Source organism: Corallococcus sp. CA047B (genome assembly GCF_003612065.1).
GTDB classification, from domain to species: Bacteria; Myxococcota; Myxococcia; order Myxococcales; family Myxococcaceae; genus Corallococcus; species Corallococcus praedator.
The window spans coordinates 40970-51631 of sequence record NZ_RAWD01000023.1; the positions used below are offsets into that span (position 1 = coordinate 40970).

Consider the following 10662-nt stretch of genomic DNA (forward strand, 5'->3'; position numbering starts at 1 on the left):
AGGTGACGCCCCGTGATTCGCGTCGTGACGCTGGACCCTTTCGACGACAAGCAGCTCGCCAAGTTCAACCGCACGCTCTACACGGCCTTCGGCGTGGGCAGCGAGCACAGCGGCCCCGCGGAGGCACCCGCGGGCATGTCCGAGCCCCTGGACGCCGAGAAGCTGCTGGACGAGGTGAAGGGCGTCCGGGCCTACAAGGACGACAAGGTGCTGCTGCTCACCTCGCGCAAGCTGAAGGACCGCGAGCTGCTCAGCGGCAAGGCCCCGACGACGGGCTTTGCGCGCTACGGCAAGGACCGGGCGGTGCTCACCATCGCGCCCTTCAAGGACCTGGAGAAGGACTTCAAGCCCATCGCGCGCCACGCGCTGCACCAGTTGGGCACGCTCTGGGAGCTGCACCACTGCCTGGATCCGCGCTGCTCGATGTATCCACCCTGGACGCCGTCCTTCAACCAGGGCGACCACATCTTCTGCACCTTCTGCCGCGAAAAGAGCGAGCAGAAGATCCGTCTTGCCAAGTCCTAGGCTCCTGCGCGCCCTGCCCCTCGTGGAGCTGGGGGGCCTGCTGCTCGTCGCGCTCCTGTGCCTCGCCTTCCAGTTGAGGCTGCCGGGCCGGCTCCCCACGGACGCGGATGAGCGCGCCGTGGCGGAAGTGCTGGCCCGCGACGCACGCCCCGGGGACGGCGTGCTGCTGTTCCCCTGGTGGACCGAGCGCGCCCGGCTCTTCGTGCCGTCCAACCTGCCCGTGCATGGGTGGCTCGACTCCGACAAGGCGGACCTGAGCGAACACCCGCGCCTCTGGGTGCTGGGCCAGCCGGAGCTGCCCCGCTCGGATGTCGGCGCGTTCGAGGCGGCCTTCCTCCCCGGACGCAAGGCGCTGGGGCCCGAAGCGCGCCTGGGCACGCTGTCGCTGCGCCTCTATGAGAACGGCCACCACCGCCCCCGGCACTGGGTGGCGTCCGAAGTCGTGAGCCGCGCGCGCGTGTACCTGGAGCAGCCGGACGGAGCGCGCACGGACTGCCCCTTCGACGGGCGCGTGCACCGCTGCCCGGGGCCGCCGCACCTGTACGTCGCGCGGGAGTGGCACGAAATCCTCTACGAGCCCCGGAACTGCCTCTGGATGCACGCGCCCGGTGGGCCGCAGCGGCTGGTGGCGGAGTTCGACGGCGTCCCCTCCGGCCTGGGCCTGCGGATGGAGGGCGGCATCATCTTCGAGTTCGCGCACCCGAAGGACCCGCGCCTGAGCACCGCGCACCTGGGCGTGGACGACGCGGCCAGCGGCCAGCGGCTGCTGGACGTGCCCATTCCCCCGGGCCGTGAGGGCGTGCAGAAGGCGGAGGTGGTGTTGCCGCCCGGCCCCGCGCGCACGGTGAAGGTCTGGGTGCAGGCGGACAACGCGGAGTCGCGGCAGGTGTGCCTGGACGTGATGGCGCTGGAGCCGGCAGTGGGGGTGCGTCCATGACAGGCCGGGCAGCGACGCGCGATGAGAAGCTCGTGGCCTGGGTGCTGTGGGCGCTGGCCTTCGCGGCGCTGTGGAGCACCGAGGCCGCGGTGGGCTTCACGCGCGACGAGAGCGTCTACTTCGCGGCGGCGGAGGGCTACTCAAGCTGGTTCCGGCTGCTGGTGCGAGCGCCCGCGCAGGCGTTCACCGACAGCGCCATCGTGCGCGCGTGGGACTACAACCACGAGCACCCGGTGCTGATGAAGACGCTGTTCGGGCTGAGCCACCTGCTCTTCCACGACGGCCTGGGCCTGCGCGACGCGCTGGCCTTCCGCATCCCCGCGTTCGCCATGGCGGCGCTGGTGCCCGCGCTGTGCTTCCTCTTTGGCAGCGCGCTGTACGGCCGCGCCGCGGGGCTGTTCGCCGCCCTCTCCTTCCTGCTGGTGCCCCGGCAGTACTTCAACGCGGAGCTGGCGTGCTTCGACATGCCGGTGGCCGCGATGTGGCTGCTCGTCGTGTACTGCTTCTGGCGCGCGCTGGAGGACACCCGCTGGGGCATCGCGTGCGGCGTGGCGTTCGGGCTGGCGCTGGCGACGAAGCACAACGCCCTGTTCCTGCCGTTCGTGCTGACGCCCTTCGCGCTGTGGCGCGCGTGGACCGTGAGCGACGGCGTGCCGGAGGCCCGCGTGCGGCTGGGGCGCTTCGTGGGCCTGTTCGCGGCGGTGGCGGTGCTCTACGGCCTGCTCGTCGTCGCGCTGGGCGGAGGCGAGGCCTTCCAGAAGAAGTTCCTGCTCTTGAGCCCGCACACGCTGTTCTTCGTGGGGCTCGCGGTGGGCAGTGTGTGGCTGCTGCGCGACCTGGCCCCGGTGAGCGCGCCCGTGACGCGGGCGCTGGTGCCGGTGGCGGCGATGGCGGTGCTGGGCCCCGTGCTCTTCTACCTGCACTGGCCCTACCTGTGGCACGCGCCGGTGGACCGCACGGCGTGGTACCTGGCCTTCCACGCGACGCACAACCACTACGCCTGGTTCTACCTGGGCACGCTGATGCGCGGGCCGCCCTTCCCGCTCACCTACGTCCTCGTGAAGACGGCACTGACGGTACCCACCAGCCTCTTCGCGCCCATGGTGACGGGGTTCCTCGCGCTCGTGGGCCGCGCGCTGTTGAGCCTGAGCGCTCGCACGCGCGACTGGGTGCGGATGCCCACCGCCACCGAGGCCCTGGTGGGCGTCAACGCGGTGACGTCCATCCTGGTCATCAGCCACCCGCAGGTGCCGCACTTCGGCGGCGTGAAGCACTGGTTCCCGTCCATGCCCTTCCTGGGCATCCTCGCGGGCGCGGCAGTGGCGCGGGGCTGCTTCGCGCTCTGGGAGGTGCTGAAGACGCGGCGCCCTTCCCTGCCGTCCTTCGCCGTGACGGTGCCGGTGTTCGCGCTGCTGCTCCTGCCCGCGCTGCTGGCCCTGGTGCACGTGTTCCCCTATGGGACGGCGGCGTACTCGGAGCTGGCGGGGGGACAGGCAGGCGCCGCGACGCTCGGCATGCAGCGGCAGTTCTGGTCCAGCCACGTCACCGGCGTGCTGCCGTGGATCAACGAACACGCGAAGCCGGGCGCGCGCATCTACCTGCACGAGGTGAACGGCTTCTCGTTCCGCGACTACCAGCGCAACGGGATGCTGCGTCCCGACGTGCGAGCGGTGAACAGCCCGTTCGACGCGGACATCGTCGCGTACCAGTACCACCAGGAGTTCCGCGAGCACGAGTTCCTCACGTGGCAGGCCTTCGGCACGCGCACGCCCGTCACCGGGCTGTACCTGGACGAGACCCCACAGGTCATCGTCTACCAGCGCCCCGACCAGGCCTCCGCGCCGCGATGACGCAGGCAGCCATGTGCACGACCGTGCACTCGGCGGGCGCACGTGCGTTCGCGAACACCGCGACGGACTGGAGGGCGTAGGCCCGGGGTAGGATTGGGGACGTTGCGCCAATCCAAGCTCCCTGAGGAGGGACACATGACGCGCTGGACGGTCTTGGTGGCGGTGCTCGCGTTGGGCGCGGCCTGCAACGAGGCGAAGACGCCCGACAAATCCGCGCGGGTCCAGTTGAAGAAGACGGGCGCGGCGACCATGGAGGTCATCCCCTCCGCGGGCCAGCTGCCCTACTGCCTGCTGTACACGATGTCCGAGAAGGGCGTCATCCGGCAGCTCACGCTCACGCGGGAGAACCGCTCCATCCGCTGTGACGCGAACAGGCCCGTCGCGAACACCAGCTTCCGCATCCCCGTGCAGGAGGGGAAGGTGCGCGTCTACGTCTTCTTCTCCGACGAGCGCGTGCAGGCGGGCCCGGTGGCGCAGCAGCTCTACGACTTGCGCGACAAGGAGCGCGTCACCGCCATGGACATGCGCCTGCCGGGACGCGTCTTCGTGGAGACGCTGGAGTTCGTCCCCGAGACGGGCGAGCCGGAGATGACCGGCGGCGTGGTTGGCGCGGGCGGTGTGGTGACGTCCGACGGAGGCACCGGCCCCGTGAGTGGCGGTGGCAGCATGGAGCTCGTGGAGCCCGTGGACGACTGACCCCGGACGCGACGAAGCCCGAGGGTGGATGACCCGCCCCCGGGCTTCGGTACCGCTTCAGTGCGTGGCATCCGGTGAGAGGTCCTCGTACCGGATCAGTTCAGCCAGCCGCCGTTGGACTTCGAGCTGCTCCAGCCGCCGCGCTGAGCCAGACGCTCGCGCTGCTGCCGCTCCCGCTCCATCCGCGCCTGCCGCTCGCGCTCCTGACGCTCGCGCTCCAGCCGGGCCACCCGCTCGCGCTCCTGGCGTTCCCGCTCCAACCGCGCCTGCCGTTCCCGCTCCTGACGCTCGCGCTCCATGCGGGCCTGACGCTCGCGCTCCTGACGCTGACGCTCCTGCCGCTCGCGCTCCAGCCGGGCCACCCGCTCGCGCTCCTGACGCTCGCGCTCCATGCGGCTCTGGGCCTGGCGGCTCACGAGAGAAGAGGCTCCGTGGACGTTCTGGGCCATCACCGGGCTGCTGGCAACGAGCGCCACCACCACCATCACCTTCTTGAGCATCGCCTTCATGACCGCCTCCGTGAACCGCGTTGTGCTGCGTTCTGAACCTTCTGACGCAGGGGGGCCCGGTTGATTCAACGGCCCCAAGCACGCGGGGCCACCCCGATTCCCCTCGGAGCGGCCCCGCAGAAAACAATCTGAAATGCGCGCGGCGTGAAGACGGCTTCAGTACGCCTCGCGGGCCATGGCCAGCAGGTCCGCTTCCGTGACAGCGCGCGGATTGCCCTGGTGTGAAGCATCCAGGAACGCCTTCTGCGCGATGTGCTCCAGGTCCTTCTCCTGCACGCCCGCGTCGCGCAGCCGCGTGGGAATCCCGATGGCCGCCGCCAGCTTGCGCACGCGCTCGATGGCGTTGCCCGCGAGCACTTCCTCCCGCGCGTTGGACGTGTCCCCCAGCGCGGTGGAGATGCGTGCCAGCCGCGCTGTGCATGCCGCGCGGTTGAACTCCATCACCACCGGCAGGACGATGGCGTTCGCGAGCCCATGCGGCACCCCGGAGATGGGCGTGAGCGCGTGCGCCAGCGCGTGGCTCGCGCCCAGGCCCTTCTGGAAGGCCATCGCGCCCTCCATCGCCGCCGCCATCATGTCCGTGCGCGCCACCAGGTCGCGGCCTTCCTTCACCGCCGTCTCCAGCGAGCGGCCCACGCGCATCACCCCGTCGATGGCCACCGCGTCCGCGAGCGGATGGAAGCCGTTGGCCAGGTACGCCTCGATGCAGTGCGTGAGCGCGTCCATGCCCGTGGCCGCCGTCACGGACGGGGGCAGGCCCAGCGTCAGCTCCGGGTCGATGATGGCCGCCTTCGGCAGCAGGTACGGGCTGAAGATGACCGTCTTGCGGCCCGTGTCCGCCAGCGTCACCACGCCGGAGCGCCCCACCTCGGAACCCGTGCCCGCGGTCGTCGGAATGGCGATGAGCGGCGGCAGGTCGTCGCGCACGTACTGGTCGCCGCCCTTCGCGTCGTCGTAGCGGCTGAGCGGCGGCTCGTGCGTCGTGAGCAGTTGCACCAGCTTGCCCGCGTCCAGCGCGCTGCCACCACCCAGCGCGATGATGCCGTCGCTCTTGTGGGCGCGGTACGCCTCCAGGCCGGCGAAGACGTCACGCTCGGTGGGGTTGGGCTCCACGCGGTCGTAGACGGCGCAGTCCAGGCCCGCGGCCTTGAGCACGTCCGTCACGCGCGCGGCGAGCCCCGCCTTCACCACGCCCCCGTCCGTCACCAGCAGGGGGCGCTTCATGCTCAACCGCGCCGCGTGCGCGGGCAGTCGCTGGAGCGCGCCCGCGCCGAACACGATGCGCGTGGGCCAGGACATCTCGGTGACGCGAGGCTCCGTGGGAATGTCGAAAGGCTTCATGGAAAGGTCCTCCTTCAGATGAGCTCCAGGTAGCGCTGCAGCTCCCAGGAGGTGACCGCCCGCTCGTACTGGCGCACCTCCCACTCGCGGGTGCGCACGAAGTGGTCGACGAAGCCCTCGCCCAGCAACTCCTTCGCGCGCTCGCTGTTCTTCAGGAGCGCCACCGCGTCCTTGAGCGTGCGGGGCAGCGGCTTCGTGTTCTTCGCCTCGTAGGCGTTGGACAGCACGGGCGCCGGCGGCTCGATTTCATTCTCGATGCCCCACAGGCCCGCGGCCAGGCTGGCCGCCATGCCGATGTACGCGTTCATGTCCGCGCCCAGCTGGCGGTACTCGATGCGCATGGACTTGCCGCTGTCGCCGATGACGCGGATGGCGCAGGTGCGGTTCTCCAGGCCCCACGTCGCGGTGGTGGGCGCCCAGGTGTTCTCCACGCTGCGCTTGTAGCTGTTGATGGTGGGCCAGTAGAGCGCGGTGAGCTCCGGCATCAGCGCCACCTGCCCGCCGATGTAGTGCCGCATCAGCTTGCTCATCCCGTGCTTCTGGGACGGGTCGTGGAAGAGGTTGTCCTCACCCTTCAGGTTCCACAGCGACTGGTGCACGTGGCCCGAGCAGCCGGGCAGCTTGGGGTCCACCTTCGCCATGAAGCACGCGGCCACGCCGTGGCGCGCGCAGATCTCCTTCACCACCGTCTTGAACAGCGCGGCGCGGTCCGCGGCCAGCTCCAGCGTGTCGTAGCGGATGGCGGCCTCGAAGACGCCGGGGCCCGTCTCCGTGTGGAAGCCCTCGATGTTGAGCCCGTACGCGTTGCAGCCGTCGATGATGGCGTGCACCAGCGGCGCGTTCATGGACGTGCGCAGCCACGAGTAGCCGAACATGCCCGGCGTCAGCGGCGTGAGCCCCTGGAAGCCCTTGTCGTGCAGGCTCTGCGGGCTCTCCTTGAAGAGGAAGAACTCGTACTCGGAGCCGAACTTCGGCAGGAAGCCCAGCTTGCGCGCGCGCTGCCCCATCTTCTGGAGCAACTGGCGGGGGCTCGCCTCGAAGGGCGTGCCGTCCGGGTTCACGAAGTCGAGCAGGAACGCCGCGGTGTCCGGCTCCCACGGGATGATGCGCGCGGTGGACAGGTCCACCTTCGCGGGCGTGTCCGGGTAGCCCGTGTGCCAGCCCGTCACCTTGGTGTTGTCGAGCAGCTCATCGCCCAGGTCCCACCCGAAGACGACGTCGCAGAAGCCCATGTTGCTCTTCGCGGCGCTGAAGAACTTCTCCAGGGAGATGTACTTGCCGCGCCAGACGCCATCCACGTCCACCGCGCCCACCTTCACCTTGCGGACGTTGCGCTCCTCCATCCACCGACGCGTGGACTCCAGGTCTCCCGGCTGACCGGCCGCCGCGCGCTCCGTGCCCGGGCCCTTCTCCTTCGCGCGGACACGGCGGGCCATCGCCGGATGGGTGAGCACCTTGGCCTTGGGACGCGACGCCATCGGGACCTTCCTTTTCGTCATTCGGATTGCTTCGGTGGAACGCAGCGCAAGAGGACGGCGCGGGCTTCAGGGCGACGGCAGCTTCGTCCACACGGCCTTCGTCTGGAGGTAGCCATCCAGCGCGAAGTGGGACAGGTCCCGGCCCCAGCCGGATTCCTTGTAGCCACCGAAGGGGGCCGCGTCGTCGAACTCGTTGAAGCAATTGATCCACACCACGCCGCTCTTCACCTGCTTCGCCAGCGCGTGCGCCTTGGCCACGTCGCCCGTCCAGATGGACGCGGCCAGGCCGTAGGGCGTGTTGTTCGCAATCGCCATCGCCTCCGCGTCGTCGCGGAAGCGCAGGCAGCTCAGCACCGGCCCGAAGATCTCCTCCTGGGCGATCTTCATGTCCGGCTTCACGTCGCCGAAGATGGTGGGCTTCAGGAAGCAGCCCTTCGCCTTGAAGCCCTCCGTGTCGCGGGAGCCACCGGCGAGCAGCTTCGCGCCCTGCTGCTTGCCGCTCTCGATGTAGCCCAGCACCATCTCCATCTGCTTCTGGCTCACCAGCGCGCCCATCTCCGTGGACGCATCCAGCGGATCGCCCACCTTCAGCGCGCGCGCCTTCTCCGCGAGCTTCGCGACGAAGGGCTCGTAGGCGTTCTCGTGCACGAGCACGCGGCTGCCCGCGTTGCACGTCTCCCCCTTGTTGCCGAAGATGCCCCAGAAGCACGCCTCCACCGCGCGGTCGAAGTCCGCGTCCGCGAAGATGATCTGCGGGCTCTTGCCGCCCAGCTCCAGCGTCAGCTTCTTCAGGTTGCTCGCGGCGGACGCCTGGAGCAACCGGCGCGCGGTGCGGCCGGAGCCCGTGAAGGAGATCTTGTCCACGTCCGGGTGCCGGGCAATCGCCTCACCCGCGGGGTCGCCCAGGCCCGTCACGATGTTGATGACGCCCGGCGGGAAGCCCGCCTCCAGCGCCAGCGCGCCCAGCTTCAGCGCGGTGAGCGGCGTGTATTCAGAGGGCTTCACCACCACCGTGCAGCCGGAGGCCAGCGCGGGCCCCAGCTTCCAGCCGAGCATGCACGTGGGGTAGTTCCACGGGATGATGGCGCCCACCACGCCCACCGGCTCCTTGAGCGCGTAGGTGTGGAACGGGCCGTCCACGGGCAGCACCTCGCCCATGATGGTGCTGGCCATGTCCGCGAAGTTCGCGAGCGTGGCGGCGCCCGGTGCCACGTCGCCCCGGATGGCGTCCTTGAAGGTCTTTCCGTTGTTCAGCGACTCGACGAGCGCGAACTCCTCGCGGCGCTCGTAGAGCAGGTCCGCCAGCTTGCGGATGAGCTTGCCGCGCTCGCGGCCGGTCATCTTCCCCCAGGGGCCGGACTCGAAGGCGCGGCGCGCGGCCTTCACGGCGCGGTCCACGTCCGCGGCGGTGCCGGCGGGCACGTCACACAGCTTCTGGCCGGTGGCGGGGTTCGTCACCGCGAAGGTGCCCCCTTCGATGGGGTCCACATGCTGCCCGTCGATGAGCAGCTTGAGCACAGGGAGCTTGGGAGTGAGCGAACGAGCGTCGGTCATGGCGAAGCCTTTGGGTGAGCACGGCGCGCGGGCGATTTTGGAATGGCGGGCACCGGACACGGACGGCAGGACACGGTAGGAATGGCCCCATGACGCGGCAAGCTGCCCCCATGAAGAACGTCCTGCTCCTGAAAGCCGGCGACGCGGCGGAGTCCGTGCGGCTATCGGTAGGCGACTACGACCGGTGGTTTCTGCAAACCATCGGACTGTCCGGCCAACGCTTCGACATCCTCCCCGTGCACCAGGGCGCGCCCCTGCCGAAGGACGCGCGCGGCTATGACGCGGTGATGATGACGGGCTCTCCCCTGTCCGTGACGCAGCGCGAGCCGTGGATGGAGCGCGCCGGCGCCTTCATGGTGGAGGCGGGCGAGCAGGGCATCCCCGTGCTCGGCGTGTGCTTTGGCCAACAGCTGCTCGCTGAACAGTACGGCGGCAAGGTGTCACGCAATCCCCAGGGCCGCGAGACGGGCACCGTGGAGGTGACGCTGTCGGATGAAGGCCGCGCGGATCCGCTCTTCGCCGGCCTGCCGGAGCGCTTCGCCGTCCAGGCCACGCACGAGGACATCGTCACCCGGCTGCCCGAGGGCGCCACGGTGCTCGCGGGCAACGCCAACACCGCGCACCAAGCCATCGCGTTCCGCCCCAACGTGCGCGGCGTGCAGTTCCACCCGGAGATGCCCACGGACGCCATGCGCGCGGTCATCCTGGCCCGGGAGGAGAAGCTGGACGCGCTCGCCCAGGAGCGCGGGGCGGCCCCAGGGGAGTTCGTTCCCCGGCTCCTGTCCGGCATCGCGCCCACACCGCTCGCGCACCGGGTGCTGCTCAACTTCCTCCAGCACTTCACCGACTGAAAGCGGACAGACGCCCCGGGCTGATCCAAGCCGGGGCGACCAGCGCTCCCTAGCTTTGCCCCGTGTCGAGGGCGGCGATCCACGCACCGCCAGGGCGGGACGGGGGCGGCCATGAATCCGTTCGTGATGCAGTACCGGAAGATGAAGTGTCAGTTGAAGTACCTGACCAGCTACCTGGACCTGGATCCGCGCGGCAACCAGGTGGTGCGGCGCACGGACTTCAAGCGCTGTCCCCGGCCGGTGCTCCTCTTGCACGGCTTCTTCAGCACCCGCCGCGTCCTGGAGGTGCTGGAGCACCGCCTGCGCCGCGAGGGCTACTGCGTCTGGTCCATCCACCTGGGCGGCACGATGGACCGCTTCAACACGCACCGCATCGACGAGCTGGCGCGCAAGGTCCAGGGCAAGGTGGACCGGCTCTACGAGCGCCACCCGGAGATGGGGCCGCTCACCATCATCGGGCACTCGAAGGGCGGCCTCATCGGCACGTACTACGTGAAGCGCCTGGGCGGAGACACCCGTGTGCGCAGCCTCATCACGCTGGGCACGCCGCACCGGGGCACGCGCATGGCCTACCTGGGGTGCGCGACGCTCGGCTGGTTCAGCCGCAGCATGTGGCAGCTCACGCCCGTGTCGCCCTTCATCAAGCGCCTGGGTGAAGGCGCCTTCCCGCGCCACGTGCGCCTCACGTCCATCTACTCGCGCGACGACGCGGTGGCGCTCTTCCCCTCCTCCGTGCTGGACGTGAACGGCCAGCCCAACGTCTTCAACGTGGAGGTCTCCGGCGTGGCCCACGGCGAGCTGCTCACCCGCCGCTCCGTGTGGGAGGTCATCCAGCGCGAGCTGGCCCTGGGCTATGCTGGCGCCGACGCGGTGACCGCGCTTCCCACGGCCCCGCCCCCTCCCCTTCCGGTGGCCCTGCCC

10 protein-coding genes are annotated in these 10662 nt (G+C 70.0%); 6 read left to right on the forward strand and 4 right to left on the reverse strand.

Annotated elements, in window-relative coordinates; genetic code table 11:
• Positions 1-12 precede the first annotated feature (12 nt).
• The 4 genes from D7X74_RS06440 (at position 13) to D7X74_RS06455 (ending at position 4008) form a co-directional block, all read left to right on the forward strand.
• Positions 13-525 carry a hypothetical protein gene (locus tag D7X74_RS06440; RefSeq protein WP_120532033.1) on the forward strand — a complete coding sequence of 171 codons (513 nt, stop codon included), beginning with the start codon at positions 13-15 and terminating at the stop codon, positions 523-525.
• The gene (locus tag D7X74_RS06445) at positions 512-1462 is read left to right on the forward strand and encodes a hypothetical protein (RefSeq protein WP_120532034.1); all 951 of its coding nucleotides are present in this window, start codon (positions 512-514) and stop codon (positions 1460-1462) included. The genes D7X74_RS06440 and D7X74_RS06445 overlap by 14 nt, the downstream gene beginning before the upstream one ends.
• Positions 1459-3312 carry a glycosyltransferase family 39 protein gene (locus D7X74_RS06450; RefSeq protein ID WP_120532035.1) on the forward strand — a complete coding sequence of 618 codons (1854 nt, stop codon included), beginning with the start codon at positions 1459-1461 and terminating at the stop codon, positions 3310-3312. Before D7X74_RS06445 ends, D7X74_RS06450 begins: the two co-directional genes overlap by 4 nt.
• A 135-nt stretch (positions 3313-3447) precedes the next feature.
• A complete protein-coding gene (locus D7X74_RS06455; protein WP_120532036.1) occupies positions 3448-4008 on the forward strand; it encodes a hypothetical protein in 561 nt (186 codons plus the stop codon).
• Between the two features lie 95 nt (positions 4009-4103).
• On the opposite strand, the gene D7X74_RS06460 is transcribed toward D7X74_RS06455, so the two are convergent.
• The 4 genes from D7X74_RS06460 to D7X74_RS06475 all read right to left on the reverse strand — a co-directional run bounded on the left by D7X74_RS06460 (position 4104) and on the right by D7X74_RS06475 (position 8890).
• Positions 4104-4517: an ATP-dependent DNA helicase gene (locus tag D7X74_RS06460; protein ID WP_120532037.1), complete on the reverse strand. Its 414-nt coding sequence runs from the start codon at positions 4515-4517 to the stop codon at positions 4104-4106.
• A 156-nt stretch (positions 4518-4673) separates the two neighbouring features.
• Complete coding sequence (locus D7X74_RS06465) at positions 4674-5858, reverse strand: iron-containing alcohol dehydrogenase (protein WP_120532038.1); 1185 nt, start codon at positions 5856-5858, stop codon at positions 4674-4676.
• Positions 5859-5872: 14 nt separating this feature from the next.
• The gene (locus D7X74_RS06470) at positions 5873-7336 is read right to left on the reverse strand and encodes a glutamine synthetase family protein (protein WP_199741778.1); all 1464 of its coding nucleotides are present in this window, start codon (positions 7334-7336) and stop codon (positions 5873-5875) included.
• 66 nt (positions 7337-7402) lie between these two features.
• On the reverse strand, positions 7403-8890 hold the full coding sequence (locus D7X74_RS06475) for an aldehyde dehydrogenase family protein (protein ID WP_120532039.1): 1488 nt from the start codon (positions 8888-8890) through the stop codon (positions 7403-7405).
• 89 nt (positions 8891-8979) lie between these two features.
• Between D7X74_RS06475 and D7X74_RS06480 the strand changes: the two genes are divergently transcribed.
• Positions 8980-9741 carry a glutamine amidotransferase gene (locus D7X74_RS06480; RefSeq protein ID WP_233595404.1) on the forward strand — a complete coding sequence of 254 codons (762 nt, stop codon included), beginning with the start codon at positions 8980-8982 and terminating at the stop codon, positions 9739-9741.
• Between the two features lie 111 nt (positions 9742-9852).
• Positions 9853-10662, forward strand: an 810-nt coding sequence (locus tag D7X74_RS06485; protein WP_147446487.1) for a triacylglycerol lipase, incomplete at its 3' end; no start/stop codon positions are given.